This window comes from Posidoniimonas polymericola, assembly GCF_007859935.1.
GTDB classification, from domain to species: Bacteria; Planctomycetota; Planctomycetia; order Pirellulales; family Lacipirellulaceae; genus Posidoniimonas; species Posidoniimonas polymericola.
In genome coordinates, this window is sequence record NZ_SJPO01000007.1 from 35,480 (window position 1) to 52,228 (window position 16,749).

Below are 16,749 nucleotides of genomic sequence, written 5' to 3' on the forward strand. Positions count from 1 at the left end.
AAGGTGTTGATGGGTGTCTAGTGCCAGTAGCCGGTGGGCTCTAGGGCTTCTTGTTTACCATCGGCGGTGCGAAGGGTCAGCCCCTGGCCCTCCGCCATCTGGCCGACAATGGTCAGTCCGCACTCGACCGGTCTGTCGGCGACCATCGCCTCGGCGACCTCTTGCGGAGCGGTGAGAAGCAGCTCGAAGTCCTCGCCGTCCGAAAACGCGTGGCTAAGCGCGTCGCCGCCGGAGGCCGCGGCGAGCTGTTCGGCGGCGGCAGAGATCGGAATCGCCTGCTCGTCGAGCACGGCGCCGCAGCCACTCGCAATGCACAGCCGGCTGAGGTCGAGCGACAGGCCGTCGGTGATGTCCATGCCGGCGTGCAGGTCGTACCGCTCGTGCAGCAACAGCGCCTCGGCGACGCGGGGGATAAAGTCGAGGTGATGCCCGGTGATGCTGCCGCCCAGCTCTCCGCTGACCAGGATCGCGTCGCCCGGCTGGGCGCCGCTCCGGAGGAGCGGGCCGCGCTCGGTGGTGCGGCCTAGCGCGGTCACCGAGACTGTCAGCGGCCCATCCCAGCAGTTGGTGTCCCCCCCAGCGATGGCCGTGTCGAACCTTTCGGCCAGCGGCAGCATGCCCGCGTAGAGCCCGCGGGCCAACGCCACGGGGTCGGCGTGGCTGCGGGGCAGCATCAGCGACACCACGACCGCGGTCGGGCGGGCCGCCATCGCGGCCAGGTCGCTGAGGTTGGCGGCCAGGCACTTGTGGCCGACCCAGCGGGGTTCGACTTCGGTCAGCAGGAAGTGCGAGCCGTCGCCCAGCGAGTCGGTTGTGACCACCAGGTCGCCACCCTCGGCAGCAGACCGCTCGCGGGCAATCACGGCGGCGTCGTCCCCCAGGCCGACCCGCAGCAGCGGGTGTCGGGGGAGCGTCGCGCGGAGCCAGTCGACCAGTTCTCGTTCCATCCCGCGAGTTTCGCCGGCCCGGCTCCGCTGTGCAAGCGACCCGTCGCCCGGCAGCGGCCGCCGGCTAGCGGCGGCGGGCCGACTCGCCGCAGGCGATGTGACCAAACAGCGTCTCGCCGTCGCGGAGGATGTAGAACTTCACCGGGCCCCGCGAGGCCAGGTTGGCGCGGGTGGTGATGTAGCGGAGGTCCTGCTCGCTGGCGGTCTCCCACTCGTGCATGCCGACCAGGATGTCGCCGGCACGGATGCCCTGCTTTTCTGCCGGGCCGGTCTCGCGGACGTCCACCACCCGCATGCCCCCGCGGTAGCGGGTGCTGAACTTCTCGAACTCGCCGCGGGGCACCGTCTCGAGGTCCATGCCGAGCAGGTCCCAGGCCCGCTCGTCGTGGCGGTCGGCCGAATCGGTCGGAGCGGTCGACGCGACCTGGACGCGGCGGCCGCGGGCGGCCAGCGAGAGGTTGATCTCAACCGGCTCGTCGTCGCGGATAACCTCAACCGGGATCGACTTGCCGAGGCCGGCGCCGAGCAGGGCCAGCTCGACGTCCAGCGGACGCGAGGTCTTGCTGTGGTTGATGCTGCGGACGACGTCGCCCGGACGCAGGCCGCAGGCCGCCGCGGGGCCGCCGTTGGCCACCCGACGCACCACCAGGCCGTCGCCGTCGGTCGAGTAGGCGGCGGTCTCCATGCCGTGCCAGGTGTTCTCCATCCGCTCGATGCTCAGCAGCTGGGCGGTGATGCCGAGGGCGGCGTCGACCGGGATCGCGAAGCCGATCCCCTGGGCGCCGGCCCGCACCGCCACGTTGACGCCGATCATCTTGCCCTCGATCGACAGCAGCGGCCCGCCCGAGTTGCCCGGGTTGATGCTGGCGTCGGTCTGGATGAGGTCGTCGTAGGACTGGGTGTCGCTGACCTGCACATCGCGGTGCAGCTGCGAGATGATGCCGCGGGTCACGGTGTGCTCGTACCCGTAAGCATTGCCGATCGCGATGACCGACTCGCCGGTCATCAGGTCGCTCGAGGTGCCGAAATCGATGGTCGGCAGGTCCTGGCCGGCGTTCACCTTGATGACGGCCAGGTCGGTGCGGGCGTCGTGGGCGACCACCTTGGCGATGTAGTGGCGGCGGTCGGCAAAGGTCACGTTGATCTGGCGGACGCCGGCGACCACGTGGTGGTTGGTGAGGATGTAGCCGCGGGGGTCGATCACCACGCCGGTCCCCATCCCGCTCACCTCGCGAGAGGCGTTGTTCCCGGCGGTCGCTCCGGCGGCCGGCACGGTCTTCTGCCCCTGGATGTTGACGACCGACGGCGCCGCCGCTTCGACGGCCCGGACGACGGGCGTCATCCGCAGCTCGGAGACTTCTGCCAAGCCAGGCGTCGGCGCCGCCAGCAGGGTGACAGCAGACAGGAACGCCAGACGGGCAGCGACGGATGGCAAGCGATGCATCGTGCGGGTAACTCGGGCGGGTGCTAACTGTGGTTCCGCACATGCCAGCAAGGGCAGGGCGCCGGATGGCACGGCGCGGAGGCCGTGGCACGAAGGTTGGGATCGGCCCGGTCTCACGATCGGCTTGATCGGCACAATCTGGCCCCGTCACAGTTAGCCCAGATTGCCACTGGCTTCGAGTGGTTTGTGGTGAAAAGTGAAGAGTTGGTGGTGATGCTCGTGTTGGCCCGGTCGTGACTGCGTCCCGCCGCAGCGATTTCAATACGGCGGCGGCATCGCCCCGTAGTAGCCCATTTCAGGCCGCGGCTCGAACACCGGACGCACCGGTACCGGCAGGAATCGACCCGGCGGACCGGGGTCGACGTACATCGGCTGCGGCGCACCGCGCGGCAGCGAGACATTCGGGATCAGCGGGCAGTCGTGGCACGGCGGGCCGTGCTCGCACGGGGCGCACGCAGATGACAGGTGTTCTTCGCTCAATGGCGGCGACGCTAGGGGACGCTGGACCATCGGTGGTTCGGCCGCGGGCATCGGCCGCGGCGGCGCAAGCTCCTCGGACGCGCTGGTCACAGCGACCTGCGCCGAGCGGCGCCGCGGAGCAGCCTTGGCAGGCTGGGGCGCCGGGGCCTTGGCGTAGTGGTCCGAGGGGCCCTGCAGCGGCTCGATCCAGTTCTCGTTTAGGTACGCGACGCAGTCCGCCGTGATCGAGGGCTCGATCGGGCCGCGGGGCAACCCCACGGCGCAGCCCGAGAGCAGGACCACGGCGCTAAACGCCAGCAACAATGGATTGAGTTTCATCGCGTAACGCCATCTGGAACCGAGCGGCTATCCCTGCGCAGGTTCCCCCCGTACCTCTCGATCGGTAGCCCCCCGCCGTCGGCGTTAGCCCAAGCGGCAAAGTTTGCCTAACCGGGAAGCTGCGAGGCTGGCGTTGCTAGCAGCGGTTTGAGCTGCTTCCACGGCAGGGTGTTGGCCACGTCCGCGGCGGTCAGGCCGGCGCGGCGGGCCTGCTTGACGCCGTACGGCAGCACGTCGAGCCCGCCGGTGTGGTGGGCGTCGCTGCTGACTACTATCGGCACGCCGGCTCGCTTCGCCAGTGCGCAGTGCGAGTCGTCCAGGTCGAGCCGCGCGGGGTTGGCGTTGAGCTCCAGCAGCTTGCCGTGCTGCCTGGCCGCGGCGATCAGCTGGTCGACGTCCAGGTCGTACGACTCGCGGCGGTTGATCAGCCGCCCGGTGGGGTGCGCGATGATCGACACGCTCGGGTGCTCCACGGCGAACAGCAGCCGCTGCATGATCTTCTCGCGGGGCTGCTTCTGGCCGTAGTGCAGGCTGGCGATCACCCAGTCGGCCTCGGCGAGGACTTCGTCGGGCAGGTCCATCTCGCCCGACTCGAGGATGTCGCACTCGATCCCCTTCAGCACGACGATGTCGTCGTAGTCGGGGCGGAGGGCGTCGATCTCGGCCCACTGGGCCCGCAGCCGATCGGCGTCGAGCCCGCCCGCCATCGAGACCCGCTTCGAGTGGTCGGTGATGGCGATGTACTCGTGGCCGCGGTCGCGGGCGGCGTCGATCATCTCGCGGAGGGTCGCCTTGCCGTCGGTCGCGGTGGTGTGCATGTGGAGGTCGCCGCGGAGGTCGCCGACCTCGACTAGCCTGGGCAGTTCGCCCTCCTCAGCAAGGTCGAACTCGCCGCGGGCCTCGCGGAGCTCGGGCGGGAAGGTCGGCAGTCCGAGCGCTGCGTAGACCTCGTCTTCGGTCGCACCGGCGACGCGCTCGCCCTGCTCGCCATCGTCAGTGGTGCGGAAGACGCCCCACTCGTTGACCCGCAGCCCCTGCTGCTTGGCCCGGCCGCGGACCTCGACGTTGTGCTCCTTGCTGCCGGTGAAGTACTGCAGCGCGGCGCCGAACGACTCGCTCGGCACCACCCGCAGGTCGACCTGCAGCTGGCTGTCCAGCCGGACCGACATCTTGGTGTCGCCGCGGGCGATCACCTCCGCGACGGCGGGGAACTCGCCCAAGCGGTCCATCACGGCGTCCACGTCCGTCGCGTCGGCCAGCAGGTCGATGTCGCCGACGGTCTCCTTGCCGCGGCGGTAGCTGCCGGCGGCCTCGAGCTGCTTGATCGCCTTGACGGGGCGGAGGTGGGCGAGCAGCTCCTGGACGATCTCGTCGGCGGCGGACCAGTAGATGCGGTCGGTGGCGCGTTCGGCGAGGGCGATGCCGGCGAGGATGGTCTCCTCGGTCTTCTTGCCGAAGCCCTTCAGCTCGCGGACGCGGCCCTCCTCGCATGCGGCGCGGAGCATGTCGAGCGAGGTGATCTTGAGGTCGTTGTAGAGCGCGGCGGCCTTCTTGGGGCCCAGCCCCGGCACCCGCATCATTGGCAGCACCGAAGCGGGGACCTGCTGCTCCAGCTCGGTGAGCATCGGCAGCGAGCCGGTCTGGACCAGGGTCGCGATCTTCTCGGCCAGGTCCTTGCCGATGCCGTCGATGGCGGTCAGGTCGGCGTCGTCCGCCACGAGCCGCGACAGCGGGTCCGCCAGGTCTTTCAGCTTGCGGGCGCCGTTGCGGTACGCGCGGACGCGGAACGGGTTGGCGTTCTGAAACTCGAGCAGGTCGGCGACCTGATCGAAGACAGCGGCAATGTCGCGGTTGGTCATGCCGCGGATTATATCAAAAGCGGTCCGGGCGGCGACCGCTCCGCCCGCTACACGATCGGCGTCGATGGCGACTCGGTGGCGAGCTCCGACAGCGTGGTCAAAATCGGCAGGGTCGACTCCTCGGCGTCCGCCGCGGCGTCGAGCTGCTCGACCTCGCGCCGCTCTTCCTTGGCGGGCGCTGTGGGGCTGGTGTACGCCAGGCGGATCTTGTTGAGCCCGTCGAGCGCGGCGACCTTGTAGCACTCGGCCATGGTCGGGTAGTTGAAGACGGTGTCGCGGAAGTACTCGATGGTGCCGCCCAGCCGCATCACCGCCTGGCCGATGTGCACCAGCTCGGTGGCGGCGTCGCCGATGCAGTGCACGCCAAGCAGCTGCAGGGTCTCGCGGTGGAACAACAGCTTCAAGAGGCCGGTGGTGTCGCCAATGATCTGGCCGCGGGCGATCTCGGAGAACCGCGCGACGCCGGTCTCGTACGGGACGCAGTCCTTGGTCAGCTCCTCCTCGTTCTTGCCGACGGTCGAGATCTCCGGCACGGTGAACAGGCCGTAGGGGATGCTGTCGCACGGCTGGAAGGGCTGCTTGAACGCGTGGCTGGCGGCCTGCCGGCCCTGCTCCATGGCGGCGCTGGCCAGCGCCGGGAAGCCAACGATGTCGCCCACGGCGTAGATGCCGCGGACCTCGGTCTGGAAGTTCTCGTCGCAGGACAGGCGGCCCCGCTTGTCGGCGGTCAGGCCGGCCGCCTCGACGTTGAGGGCGGCGGTGTCGCCCTGGCGGCCGACGCTGAACAGGACGGTCTCGCCGACGATCCGCTTGCCGCTGGCCAGCTCGACCGCGACCGAGCCCTCGTCGATCTTGTGGATGTTCTCGACCGCCTCGCCCAGTCGGAGCGTGACGCCGAGCGAACGCGCGTGGTAGACCAGCACGTCGATGATCTCGCGGTCGACAAACTCCAGCAGGTTAGGCCGGCCGTCGATCAGGGTCACCTTGACGCCGAGCGTGGCGAACATCAGGCCGTACTCGATGCCGATCACGCCGGCGCCGACCACGACCATTGACCGCGGGATGTGGTCGAGGTTCAGGAACTCGTCCGAGTCGAACACGGTGACGCCGTCGAACGGGATGTGCTTCGGGCGGGCCGGCTTGGTGCCCGGCGCGAGGATCACGTTGTCCGCGTGGATAATGTAGTGCTCGCCCAGCGCGCCGATGCGGATCGTCTGGCGGTCGACAAACGAGGCCTCGCCGGCGTGCACCTCGACCCCGTTGCGGTCGAACTGGTCCTGCAGCACCTCCCACTCGGTGCGGCTGACCTGCGCGAGCTTGCGGCGCAGCTCGTCCATCGTGATCTGGCGTTTGTTGCGGTACAGGTCGGGGTAGGCGCCGCGTTGGCGGAAGCCGGTCAGGTGCAGGATCGCCTCGCGGATTGTCTTCGACGGGATCGTGCCGGTGTGCAGGCAGACGCCGCCGACCAGCTGCTTGGCGCGTTCCACGATCGCCACCCGCTTGCCGAGCTTCGAGGCGGCGATGGCCGCCTTCTGTCCACCGGGGCCGCTGCCGATTACCACCAGGTCGTACCGCATGATTCGTCCGCTTTCGTCTGCGTAGGGATTGGCGCCTATGGGGCGACGCCGCAGACAAGCGTAGGTGGCTCCAACCGGCGCAGGACGCCCTTGCAACGGTGGGTTGCCGTGATTCCCGTCGGGGTATGCCGGCTGTAGCGGTGGCGCCAGTTCCGACGCAGGCCGGGCCCTCAGGAAGCGGGCTACTCGGCGATTTCCACCGCATCCCCCACGCGGAGCGTGGCGGGCACGCCGGTCAGCCGGGTGTTGATGGCGGCCCGGTAGTAGTGGTCGAACGCCGTGCGGGGCGACTCGGCGGGCAGCTCGGCCTCGCGCTGCTTGGCGAACCGCTTCTGGAAGCCGGCGGTTGTCTCGCCGGTGAGCGAGTCGCGGACCGGCACGGCGCAGCGCTGGCAGACCCCAGTAGCGGCGAAGCGGATGGTCCCCAGCATGAACTCGCGGCCCGCCAACCGGTCCTCCCAGAACGCCGAGCGCGCGTCGATCTCGATATTGGCCCGCAGCCGGCGGCGGGCTTCGTCGACTGGCAGGTCGAACCACGCGGCGATCGCTGCCAAACTCGCGGTGCTGATTAGCGTCGGGCCGGGCGCGTCGGTGTCGTCGGGGAAGCCGCGGGACGGGTTCTCGTCGAGCGTGCACGCCTGCCCGAGCCGCTCACCGGCCCAGGCGGCCGCTTCCTCGCGTTGGTCGGGCAGCTCGAGCCAGTCGCTCGATGCGCCCTGGTGCTGCAGCCGCACCGCCGCGGCGTCCGGGCGGAACTCGGAGCGGAGCCGCTGAATCGCCGCTGTCCGCTTGGCGTTGACGGTCTTGTCGTCGGCGTCGCGGAACGCGTACCGCCGGTCGTGCCGCAGGGCGCCGCTGGCGAGCACCCGCGCCTCGGCCAGGTCGAGGCCGTCGAGCGACTTGATCGGGTAAACGGTGAGTCGGGCGATAGTGATCATCGGCGTGGTCCGGCGGGGCTAGTCGAAGCATCGCAGGATCGGCGCGACGTCCTCGAGGCTCTCGACAAACAGGTCGGGGCTGGCCTGCCGCAGCTGGTCCGCGGTGGCGCCGCCGGTGGGGACCGCCACCGCCTTGGCGCCGACCGAGTGCGCGCAGGTGACGTCGTGCTGCGTGTCGCCGATCACGACGATCGTGTAGGGCGGCGTGCAGTGCGCCGGCGCCCGCTCGACCGCCTCACGGACCGCGGCCGCGGCGATGTCGTCGCGGTTGGTGCAGACGTCGCCGAAGCCGCCGAAGTCGAAGTGGTCCCACAGGCCGTAGTGGGCCAGCTTCAGCTCGGCGGTCTGCTCGAGGTTGCCGGTTAACAGGCCGATGAGCACATCGCCGCGCTGCTGCAGGGCGTCGATCAGCGACGGCACGCCCGGCAGCACCTGGCCGACGCAGGCCGCGAGCGCGGCCGGCAGCCGGGCGGCGTAGCCCTGGCGGAAGCTCTGCCAAGTCTCCTCGTTGACGTCGATGTCGTGCGAACGCATCAGGTCCAGCGCGATCGCCCGGTCGCTGCGTCCGGCGAACGAGACCGAGTTGGTGATCTCGTCGACACCGAACACCTCGTCGAACGTCTGCGCGAACGCCACCTGACCGGCGCCGCCGGTCTGGATCAGGGTGCCATCGATGTCAAACAGGCAGGTCTTCATAAGCGGTGCGGACGGTTGAGTATTCGTAGGGGAGTCGCTGGGCGTGGAACAGAGATTGTAGCCGCTGCGCCGACGCTTCCGCAGGGGATGCAGGCCGAGTGCCTGGCGGCGCTAGCGCAGGGGACGCAGGCCCAGGGCCTGGCGGCGGTCGTTGAGCAGGGCGAGGGCGGCGGGCTCGAGCTGCAGGAACCGGACCAGCTGCGTGCGGGTGATCGAGAGCCGCTCGGCGGCGGTGCGGTCGTCCCACTCGCTGGCCGAGAGCACGTCGAGCGCCTCGGCGAGGAGGGCCGGGAAGTCGGCGTGGGCGGGGTTGATCGCGAGCTTGCCGCCCCGCAGCCGCGACCGCCACAGGTCGCTCGGGTACTGAGATTCAGTTGCAGCTGCAGCGACCCGCGTGGCGATTGCCAGCTTTACCCTCAAGCGGAACAGGGCGGAGGCCAAATTGTCTGCCTGGCTGCGGCGCTCGTTTGCCTCAGCCGCGATGCCGGTCGGCCCGTGCGTCAGGACGACCGCGGTCTCGACCTTGTTGCGGTGCTGGCCGCCCGGGCCCGACCTGCGCAGGCGTTGCGTCTGGCACGCCTGGCGGAGCTGGTCCTCGGGGAGTGTGGCGGGGTGGGGCGAACCGACGTCCATTTCCTGCTAATCCGTATGGTGGGGCACAATCGATCCTCGTAGGGGCGCCGATAACTACCGACACAAAGCCATCGAACCAACGATTCTAACGGAGTCTGCTAGCAATGACACGTCGCGCACTTGCCCTGTTCGCCCTGCTTATCATGACGCCCTCGTCCGCCGCCCTGGCTGGGCCGGTTGAGAACGCGCCGGCCCACAACGCGCCGGTGTTCCGCCACCCGTCGGTCGACGCGGCCTGGCAGGCGGCGCAGAAGACGAAGCGGCCGATGCTGTTGTTCGTCAGCTCCGAGAACTGCACCTACTGCGTCAAGATGCTGCGGGACACGTACTCCAACCCGCAGATTGCCGCCGCGCTAGCTCAGAGCTGCGAGCCGGTGACCGTGATGCGGGAGGACAACCAGGCGCTGGTCAAGAAGCTGCAGGTCCGGGCGTTCCCGACCACGGTGATCGTCGGTTCCGACGGCAAGGAGATCGCCCGGGTCGAGGGCTACCAGCCCCCGCAGAAGTTTGCCGAGCTGATGTTCGGTCCCCCGCCGCAGCCGCAGGCGACGGTGCGTCCCGCGTCGGCGGTGACGACGACCCGCTGAGCGTAACCACGAGCAGACAGTCGCGCCGCTAGTTGACCGGCGCCAGCGATTCGACCTCGGCGAGGCTGGGCATCGGCACGATGATCGGCGCCTCGTGGTCCGTGCCGTCGAGCAGCCGATAGCCGTTCGGCGAAGCCGGGTCGATCTCGAACGACACCGGGTACTCGTACCCCTGGGGCGGGTTCGGCGCGAGCCCGGGCAGCCGGCGGCAAACCCGCAGTGCAGCCTCCTTAGCCGCCGCCCCGAAGCCGTCGAGCCGGGTCGAGTGGAACGTGCCGCCGAGCAGGTCGCGGAAGTGACGATTCGCCAGGTAGACGTTGTTCTTGCGGACCGCACGCCGGGTCATGTGCTCGGTCGACAGCGAGATGTTCAGCCCCGAGGTGTTTACCACCCGGTGCGGCGTGTGCTGCGGCCAGGTGATCATCTGACCCGGCTGCACGTCGTACACCTCGGCGATCTCGTCGAGCTCGGCGCGGTACTCGACCTCCTCGGCCGAGTCGCCGATCAGCACGCTCTCGATGGTCGAGTCGGGCAGCACGCCGGTCTCCAGCGGGTAGACCCACACCCGCTTCTCACCGCGGATGTGCCACAGCATGTTCACCGGGCAGTCCATGTGGTAGTAAACCAGCGCAGTCGGTGAAGAGATCAGCAGGTTCGCCGAACGGTTGAAGGTGTTCAGCCCGGGCGAGATCTGCTCGAGCTCGTCGTACAGCTGGTTGACCAGGTGGTCGTACTCGGGGTGGAAGTCCATCACGCGGCGGAGGTTCAGCCACAGGCGCCCGTCCTTGACCGCCTGCAGCATGGTCGCGGCGTCGAGCTCGCCGGCGGAGCCCTCGCGCCAGTCGCCGCGGTTGGCCGGATCGTCGCCCATGGTGTTGACGCCCAACGCGCTCCGCGGGTGCGAAGCGAGCGTCTGGATCAGTCCCTGGTCGCTAAACAGGTCGAGCTGGTGCAGCTTGTGTCCCGCCACGAGGTTGCCGCGGTTCAGGAGCGCGGTTTGGGCGTGGGTCCAATTGTCCAGCAGACGGGGTTCGGAAGACATGCGGCGGTCCAGGGTGAGCGGCGAGGCTTTTAGGCAAGTCTAGTACCTAGAAGCCCGGAGGCGCGGTGGTCGTAATCCACTTAACTGTCCCGACAGCTACAACTGCTCGAAGGTTGCCTGGTCGGTGCGCGACCACTAGACTAGCGGCGTGCAGCGGATTGCGGGGAAACGTCCCTGGTGGCTTGGCGACTGTCGTTTTTTGTCATCACTCAGGGTTCCCACCCCGCCGGTCGGTCCCTACAGCTTTTCTGCAGGAGCTGGATTCGTCGCACCACTACCGTATGCCGGCCGCTTCTAGCTCGTTTGGCATACCGGTTGCACCCTGGCTGCTGCTTGACCGCGGGCGAGTCACCACGCCTTCGATTCCCCTTGAGCCGCCCCACAACCTCCTCACCCGCTTCGCTCCGCCCCCAGCAACTGCATGACTGCATTCGACACCGCTACTTCCCACCAGATAGTCGATTCGGGCTTCGCCGCCGACGTGCTTGCTGGGTTGTCGGACAACCCCAAATGGATTTCGAGCAAGCACCTGTACGACAAGCGGGGCTCGGAACTGTTCGACAAGATTTGCGGGCTCGACGAGTACTACGTCACCCGGGCGGAAGCAGAGATCATGCGGGCCAGCTCGGCCGAGATCGTTGAGCAGTTGGGCGGGCCGGTCAACCTGATCGAGTTTGGCAGCGGCAGCAGCATGAAGACGCGGTTGCTGCTAGACCACCTTGATCCGGCGTCGGTCTACCTCCCGGTGGACGTCTCGCGTGAGCACCTTGAAGAGAGCTGTGAGGCGCTCGCCGCGGACTTCCCGGAATTGGCGATCGAGCCGCTCCCCGGCGACTTCACCCAGCCGATCGAGCTGCCGGAATGGGCCGACAACGGGCTGGCGAATGTCACGTACTTCCCCGGTTCGACGCTCGGGAATTTTGAGGAAGCCGACGCCATCGGCCTGCTGAAGAACATGCGGTCGCTCTGCGGCGACGACGGTCAGGCCCTGATCGGCGTCGACCTGCAGAAGGACCCGCAGGTGATCCACGCCGCCTACAACGACCGCGAAGGCGTTACTGCGGAGTTCACCAAGAACCTGCTGCGGCGTATCAACCGTGAGCTCGGCGCTGAGATCCCGGTCGACGACTTCGACTACCACGCCCACTACAACACCGCGAAGGGCCGCATCGAGGCCGCGCTGGTCAGCCGGTGCGACCAGCGGCACGAGGTCCGCGGGCGGGAGATCAGCTTCGGCCGCGGCGAGCCGATCCGCACCGAGTACTCTCACAAGTACACGATCCCGCAGTTCGCCGCGATGGCGGATCAGGCAGGATTTGAGCTGCGCCGCCAGTGGAACGACCGCCGCCGCTACTTCGCCGTGCTGCTGATGTCGCCGACCAAGACGTCCATCTAGGCCGTCCGCCATCTACCACGCCCAGGTATCCACGCAAACGGGGAGCACGCGTGTCACTGCTCACGACAACGCCAGGCAATACGAAGCCCAGCCTTTCGGAACGCTACGCCGGGGTCCGCGGTTTTACCGATCGGCTCACCGCCGACCTCGGTCCCGAAGACGCCACCGTTCAGTCGATGTCGGACGCCAGCCCCGTGAAGTGGCACCTGGCGCACACCACTTGGTTCTTTGAGACCTTCGTGCTCGCCAGGCTCGACGGCTACCGGCCGGTCGACGCCGCTTTCGAGTCGCTCTTCAATTCGTACTACAACACGGTCGGGACGCCGTTCCCGCGGGCTCTCCGCGGGGTGCTCAGCCGGCCGACCCTCGACCAGGCACGCAGGTATCGTCGGGCGGTAGACGAGTCATTGCGCGGGGCGCTAGACGCGGGGCTCACCGAGCGCGACCCCGACGCGGCTGCCATTATCGAGCTCGGTCTGCACCACGAGCAGCAGCACCAAGAGCTGATCCTGACCGATATCAAACACGCGTTCTCCATCAATCCACTGCAGCCGGCGGTGATTCCCGGAGGCCTTGACCAGGAGCCAGCAGTTGCGGCGCCCGACACTGGATGGACAACCTTCGACGAGGGGAACTACGAGGTTGGGCACGCCGACGCGGGCTTCGCCTACGACAACGAGTCGCCGCGGCACCGCGTGTGGCTCGACGCGTACCAGCTGCGCAACTCGCCCGCCACCTGCGGTGAGTACCAGGCCTTCATAGCCGACGACGGCTACTCCCGGCCGGAGCTTTGGTTGTCGGAGGGCTGGGCGACGGTGCAGGGCGAGGGCTGGGCCGCGCCGATCTACTGGCGCAACGATGGCGGCGATTGGAGTGAGTTCTCGCTCGCCGGTCGTATCCCACTGCAGGCCGACCGGCCGGTGACGCACCTCAGCTACTTTGAGGCCGACGCGTTCGCCCGCTGGTCCGGCGCGCGGCTGCCGACCGAAGCCGAGTGGGAAGCCGCCGCGGCCGCGCAGCCTATTGTTGGCAACTTTGCCGATGTGCTGATGCAATCCGGGCTGGCGCCGCACCCGGCCGCGGAGGTGCGCCATGCCGAGGACGACGTGGGCCCGCTGTGCCGTCTCTACGGCGACTCGTGGGAATGGACCAGCAGCAGCTACACCGCCTACCCGGGCTACCGCCCGCCCCCCGGGGCGCTCGGCGAGTACAACGGCAAGTTCATGTGCAACCAATACGTGCTGCGCGGCGGTTCGTGCGCGTCGTCGTCGGATCATCTCCGCGCGACGTACCGCAACTTCTTCTCGACCGCCGCCCGCTGGCAGTTTTCGGGCGTTCGGCTGGCGAGGCTCGCCTAGTTAGCAAGCCGCCGCGGGCGAGGGCCGCCTTTCTGCCCGGAAGGTCCGCACGCCATTGACGGCCGATCGGCGGGGCGGCGGCAAGCAATCTCCGCGTGTGCAGGCGCCGGCCGCCGCGCCATGGTGGTCTCGCATTGGCTCGCTAGCAGCGTTGGCGGTCGTTCGCGAGTCATTGGCTCGGCGACCGCGCATCGATCCTACTGGGTCTTTGGCCGCCATTGTGTCGCCGGGCATCCTGTGTATGCCGCGGCGCGGGTTGCCGCGGGAGCGTCAACTTCACATTTGTGCGGGTAAGAGCGGTCGGTTGCCAAGCAGTGTGCGCCTTCTGCCCTCGTGGTGCGCTGCTTTCCGGCGTCGCGTGCCGAGTGGCATAGCGGTTGCAATTTCTACAAGCCACGAAGCGGCAACTGCTCAGAGCAACAACGGCGAGCAACCTCGACGGGCGGACTCGCAGGGCGGCTGCCATAAGCAACACGATTACGAATATGATTGGAGAACCTCATGCGTATGTATTCTTTCTTCACCTCGATGCTGATTGCCGGCGTCATGACGACGAGCGGCTACGGCCAGAGCGTTGTCGATAACGTTGGTCGCGACGTGAGTCGCGGCGCCCAGAACTTGGCGGGCAAGGCCGAGATAACCGGCGACATCGCCCGCGAAGGCGTCCGCAACACCGCTGACGCCGCCCGCCGCGGGGTCGACTCGCTCCGCAACGGCCGAGTCGACGCCAACGGCAACCTCGGCAACCGCGGCCGCCTGAACCGTGAGGACCGTGAGGACCGTGGATCCAACTGGGACATGGATGGCCAGAGTCGACTAAACCGCAGCAACGCCAATATCGACTCTCGTGAGAGGGACCGGGCTTCGCGTGACTTCGACGATGCGGACCGCAACGCGAACTGGCGCTTCGTCGAGCGGAACGGCGCTTGGTGGTACCGCACCCCGATGAACACCTGGATGGTGCAGCAAGATGGTCGCTGGGTGAACTACTCCGGCCAGAACCGTATGAACCGCGGCTACAACGACCGTCAGGTTGTGAACGGTCAGTACGTGGACAACGGCCAGCCGTACGGCGCTCAGCAGGCGCAGTACACTGACGGCCAACCTGCAGGGGGCCAGCACCAGCAGGGCCAGCACCAGCAGGCCCAGTACGCTACGACTCAGCAGCAGGGCCAGCCGCAGGGGCAGCACCAGGAGTACATGTGCATCGACGGCAAGCGTCGCTTGGTGACCGTGATCTCGACCTTGAGCACTCAGGCCGCTCAGTCGAACCGCGACCAGCAGAGCCAGCATGGAGATCAGCAGGACCAGTCCGCCAGTCAGCAGAACAATGGCGATCAGGCTCAGCGCTACACCGCCGCCCGTCCTGTGACCCCGCCGCCGGCGCCGACCCCCGGCGACTTCGAGGACCGGAACGCGGACCTTCCGGAAGCCCCGTCGCGGGACGCGATCCTGGGTACCTCGGCTAACAGCGAGCAGGACGCCGAGTCTGGCCAGGCTGACCTGAATAGCAACGCCCAGACCGACGCAGCTGCTAGGGCTTCGGCGGAGGATAGCGGGCAGGCCGACGCCGATTCGGCTCCGAAGAGCGATGCTGACCAAGCTGACATCGATGCTGACGCCGACGCGAACGTAGATGCGGCCGCTGACGGCCCGGCCGGCAGCAACGCAGACGCCGACATCAAGGCCAGCGAGAACACCTCGGCCAACACCATGACCGAGGCGCCCGCCGTGATGGACAAGGAGTAGTCTGGCCCCCGAGTGATCGCCGTCGCCCGGCAACGTGCCGGGACGACGCGGTTGAACCCGGGCGGGTATCAAACCCGCCCGGGTTTTCTTGTGCGCCGACTACAATTCGTCTGCCACGCGAAGCAGTCGGGCGCTGCCGTTGTCCTCTGCCTGAACGAGCAGCAGCCCGCCGTCGGCCGCGAACGACATTGCCACGAGCCCGTCTGCTGCCAGGACCAGCGACGCGTCGCAGGTCGGCCGGTCGTGCGTGTCGAGCCCGGCGTCGAGTCGGTACAGCCCGGCCGGCCGGCGTCCCGGCTTCGCGGCGGAGCCTCGACCTTCCCCGAGCACGTACAGCAACCGGCTGTAGGGCCGCGGGGCCTGCCCATAGGCGACCGCCGAGATCTGATCGAGGCCCGTGTCGTAGGTGACCAGCGGGGGCGAGTCGGGCTCGGCCGGGTTGAAGAACACGATCGACGCGTCGACCGTCGCCAGCAGGTAGCCCTCGGGCGTTTCGCAGCATGCGGTTGCCGGCCGATCGAGCTGCGAGACAACGCGGAACCGGCTTAGCAAGCCCGCGTTGTGCCGGGCGCGGAGCAGCCGGGCGGGCGTGCCGCCGCAGGTGTAGAGGAACTTCTCGCCGCGCGCCAAGCAGGCTAGTAATGAGCCGCCGCCGGGAAGCTCTTCCGCGTCGAGTCGCCGGATGCTCTTGAGCCGCACCGAGTCGGACGGCGAATCGAGTGGATTAAACTCGTGCAGCGAAACGGCCGCGGCCGCGGCTTGGTCCCGCCACGCAACAACGAAGTGTGTGGGGGAAAGGAAAGCGATTGCGGTCGGCTTGGCCGCCGGGCTCTCTAGCTCGGCCGGCGGTCCTGCGACCAGGGGCTTCGCGTCGGTGTAGCCCGGCGCCCAGTAGGCCACCGCCGTGTCACCTCGCTGCTGGGCGATCAGCACGCCGCCCGACGCGGCGGGCGAGGCGGCCAGGTCGATTGCCCCGGCGAGACCGGCGACCAGCACCTCGGTCGGGCCGTCGCCTAGCACCGGCAGCGGCGCGGACAGGGCCAGCAGGAGCAGCAACGGGATGCGACGCGCCCGAAGGGCCCGGCCCCTGCTACGCGATGCCATGACTCGCCTCGTAGGCCGAGATCTTGTCTTCGTTTTCTAGCGTCAGGCTGATGTGGTCCAGGCCGTTCAGCAGGCAGTGGCGGCGGAACTCATCGACCTCGAACGAGGCCTCGAAGCCGTGCTCGTCGGTCACCTTCTGCGTGTTGAGGTCGGCGGTCAGCTTGTAGCCGGGGTGCTTGGCGGCCCGCTGGAACAGCTCCTCGACCTGCTCCTCGCTCAGCACGATTGGCAGCATGCCGTTCTTGAAGCAGTTGTTGTAGAAGATGTCGGCGAAGCTCGGCGCGACGATCACCAGGAAGCCGTAGTCCTCCAGCGCCCACGGGGCGTGCTCGCGGCTCGATCCGCTGCCGAAATTCCGCCGGGCCAACAGCACGCTGGCTCCCTGGGCCTCGGGCTTGTTGAGCTCGAAGTCCGGGTCCTCGCTGCCGTCCGGCTTCTTCCGCCAGTCCCAGAACAGGAACTCGCCAAAGCCGGTCCGCTCGATCCGCTTGAGGAACTGCTTGGGGATGATCTGGTCGGTGTCGACATTGGCCCGGTCCATGGCGGCGACCAGGCCGGTGTGTACGGTGAAGGGATTCATGAGAGAGCGATTTGGTTAATGGTGTGGTTTGCGCAATCGAG

General features: G+C 68.2%; 15 protein-coding genes. 4 read left to right on the forward strand and 11 right to left on the reverse strand.

The window, feature by feature from the left end; all coding sequences use genetic code 11:
* Window positions 1-17: 17 nt before the first annotated feature.
* The 8 genes from thiL to Pla123a_RS14830 form a co-directional block, all read right to left on the reverse strand.
* A complete protein-coding gene (thiL, locus tag Pla123a_RS14795; RefSeq protein ID WP_146588292.1) occupies window positions 18-947 on the reverse strand; it encodes a thiamine-phosphate kinase in 930 nt (309 codons plus the stop codon).
* Window positions 948-1,011: 64 nt separating this feature from the next.
* A complete protein-coding gene (locus Pla123a_RS14800; protein WP_231956484.1) occupies window positions 1,012-2,382 on the reverse strand; it encodes a trypsin-like peptidase domain-containing protein in 1,371 nt (456 codons plus the stop codon).
* A gap of 267 nt (window positions 2,383-2,649) precedes the next feature.
* A complete protein-coding gene (locus Pla123a_RS14805; protein WP_146588294.1) occupies window positions 2,650-3,189 on the reverse strand; it encodes a hypothetical protein in 540 nt (179 codons plus the stop codon).
* 107 nt (window positions 3,190-3,296) lie between these two features.
* A complete protein-coding gene (polX, locus tag Pla123a_RS14810) occupies window positions 3,297-5,048 on the reverse strand; it encodes a DNA polymerase/3'-5' exonuclease PolX (protein WP_146588296.1) in 1,752 nt (583 codons plus the stop codon).
* 47 nt (window positions 5,049-5,095) lie between these two features.
* On the reverse strand, window positions 5,096-6,625 hold the full coding sequence (sthA, locus tag Pla123a_RS14815; protein WP_197527984.1) for a Si-specific NAD(P)(+) transhydrogenase: 1,530 nt from the start codon (window positions 6,623-6,625) through the stop codon (window positions 5,096-5,098).
* Window positions 6,626-6,807: 182 nt separating this feature from the next.
* On the reverse strand, window positions 6,808-7,563 hold the full coding sequence (locus tag Pla123a_RS14820; RefSeq protein ID WP_146588298.1) for an MOSC domain-containing protein: 756 nt from the start codon (window positions 7,561-7,563) through the stop codon (window positions 6,808-6,810).
* Between the two features lie 18 nt (window positions 7,564-7,581).
* On the reverse strand, window positions 7,582-8,259 hold the full coding sequence (locus Pla123a_RS14825; protein WP_146588300.1) for an HAD family hydrolase: 678 nt from the start codon (window positions 8,257-8,259) through the stop codon (window positions 7,582-7,584).
* 111 nt (window positions 8,260-8,370) lie between these two features.
* Window positions 8,371-8,892: a peptide chain release factor family protein gene (locus Pla123a_RS14830; RefSeq protein WP_146588302.1), complete on the reverse strand. Its 522-nt coding sequence runs from the start codon at window positions 8,890-8,892 to the stop codon at window positions 8,371-8,373.
* A gap of 104 nt (window positions 8,893-8,996) precedes the next feature.
* Between Pla123a_RS14830 and Pla123a_RS14835 the strand changes: the two genes are divergently transcribed.
* On the forward strand, window positions 8,997-9,479 hold the full coding sequence (locus Pla123a_RS14835; protein ID WP_146588304.1) for a thioredoxin family protein: 483 nt from the start codon (window positions 8,997-8,999) through the stop codon (window positions 9,477-9,479).
* A gap of 28 nt (window positions 9,480-9,507) precedes the next feature.
* On the opposite strand, the gene Pla123a_RS14840 is transcribed toward Pla123a_RS14835, so the two are convergent.
* The gene (locus Pla123a_RS14840; RefSeq protein ID WP_146588306.1) at window positions 9,508-10,521 is read right to left on the reverse strand and encodes a hypothetical protein; all 1,014 of its coding nucleotides are present in this window, start codon (window positions 10,519-10,521) and stop codon (window positions 9,508-9,510) included.
* Between the two features lie 421 nt (window positions 10,522-10,942).
* Between Pla123a_RS14840 and egtD the strand changes: the two genes are divergently transcribed.
* The 3 genes from egtD to Pla123a_RS14855 all read left to right on the forward strand — a co-directional run bounded on the left by egtD (window position 10,943) and on the right by Pla123a_RS14855 (window position 15,024).
* The gene (gene egtD, locus Pla123a_RS14845; protein ID WP_146588308.1) at window positions 10,943-11,917 is read left to right on the forward strand and encodes an L-histidine N(alpha)-methyltransferase; all 975 of its coding nucleotides are present in this window, start codon (window positions 10,943-10,945) and stop codon (window positions 11,915-11,917) included.
* Window positions 11,918-11,967: 50 nt separating this feature from the next.
* Entirely contained in the window at window positions 11,968-13,275 is a 1,308-nt protein-coding gene (gene egtB / locus Pla123a_RS14850; RefSeq protein ID WP_146588310.1) for an ergothioneine biosynthesis protein EgtB, read from the forward strand.
* A gap of 501 nt (window positions 13,276-13,776) precedes the next feature.
* Window positions 13,777-15,024, forward strand: a complete 1,248-nt coding sequence (locus Pla123a_RS14855; RefSeq protein WP_146588312.1) for a hypothetical protein — start codon at window positions 13,777-13,779, stop codon at window positions 15,022-15,024.
* A gap of 99 nt (window positions 15,025-15,123) precedes the next feature.
* Here Pla123a_RS14855 and Pla123a_RS14860 read toward each other — a convergent pair whose 3' ends face one another.
* Complete coding sequence (locus tag Pla123a_RS14860) at window positions 15,124-16,128, reverse strand: hypothetical protein (RefSeq protein ID WP_197527985.1); 1,005 nt, start codon at window positions 16,126-16,128, stop codon at window positions 15,124-15,126.
* A complete protein-coding gene (leuD, locus tag Pla123a_RS14865) occupies window positions 16,115-16,708 on the reverse strand; it encodes a 3-isopropylmalate dehydratase small subunit (RefSeq protein ID WP_146588316.1) in 594 nt (197 codons plus the stop codon). The genes Pla123a_RS14860 and leuD overlap by 14 nt, the downstream gene beginning before the upstream one ends.
* Window positions 16,709-16,749: the final 41 nt, after the last annotated feature.

What these genes read in the sequence shown, in the direction of transcription:
- thiL (WP_146588292.1), bottom strand. Translation starts at nt 947, where the DNA reads ATGGAACGAGAACTGGTCGACTGGCTCCGCGCGACGCTCCCCCGACAC.
- Pla123a_RS14805 (WP_146588294.1), bottom strand. Translation starts at nt 3,189, where the DNA reads ATGAAACTCAATCCATTGTTGCTGGCGTTTAGCGCCGTGGTCCTGCTC.
- polX (WP_146588296.1), bottom strand. Translation starts at nt 5,048, where the DNA reads ATGACCAACCGCGACATTGCCGCTGTCTTCGATCAGGTCGCCGACCTG.
- sthA (WP_197527984.1), bottom strand. Translation starts at nt 6,625, where the DNA reads ATGCGGTACGACCTGGTGGTAATCGGCAGCGGCCCCGGTGGACAGAAG.
- Pla123a_RS14820 (WP_146588298.1), bottom strand. Translation starts at nt 7,563, where the DNA reads ATGATCACTATCGCCCGACTCACCGTTTACCCGATCAAGTCGCTCGAC.
- Pla123a_RS14825 (WP_146588300.1), bottom strand. Translation starts at nt 8,259, where the DNA reads ATGAAGACCTGCCTGTTTGACATCGATGGCACCCTGATCCAGACCGGC.
- Pla123a_RS14830 (WP_146588302.1), bottom strand. Translation starts at nt 8,892, where the DNA reads ATGGACGTCGGTTCGCCCCACCCCGCCACACTCCCCGAGGACCAGCTC.
- Pla123a_RS14835 (WP_146588304.1), top strand. Translation starts at nt 8,997, where the DNA reads ATGACACGTCGCGCACTTGCCCTGTTCGCCCTGCTTATCATGACGCCC.
- Pla123a_RS14840 (WP_146588306.1), bottom strand. Translation starts at nt 10,521, where the DNA reads ATGTCTTCCGAACCCCGTCTGCTGGACAATTGGACCCACGCCCAAACC.
- egtD (WP_146588308.1), top strand. Translation starts at nt 10,943, where the DNA reads ATGACTGCATTCGACACCGCTACTTCCCACCAGATAGTCGATTCGGGC.
- Pla123a_RS14855 (WP_146588312.1), top strand. Translation starts at nt 13,777, where the DNA reads ATGCGTATGTATTCTTTCTTCACCTCGATGCTGATTGCCGGCGTCATG.
- Pla123a_RS14860 (WP_197527985.1), bottom strand. Translation starts at nt 16,128, where the DNA reads ATGGCATCGCGTAGCAGGGGCCGGGCCCTTCGGGCGCGTCGCATCCCG.
- leuD (WP_146588316.1), bottom strand. Translation starts at nt 16,708, where the DNA reads ATGAATCCCTTCACCGTACACACCGGCCTGGTCGCCGCCATGGACCGG.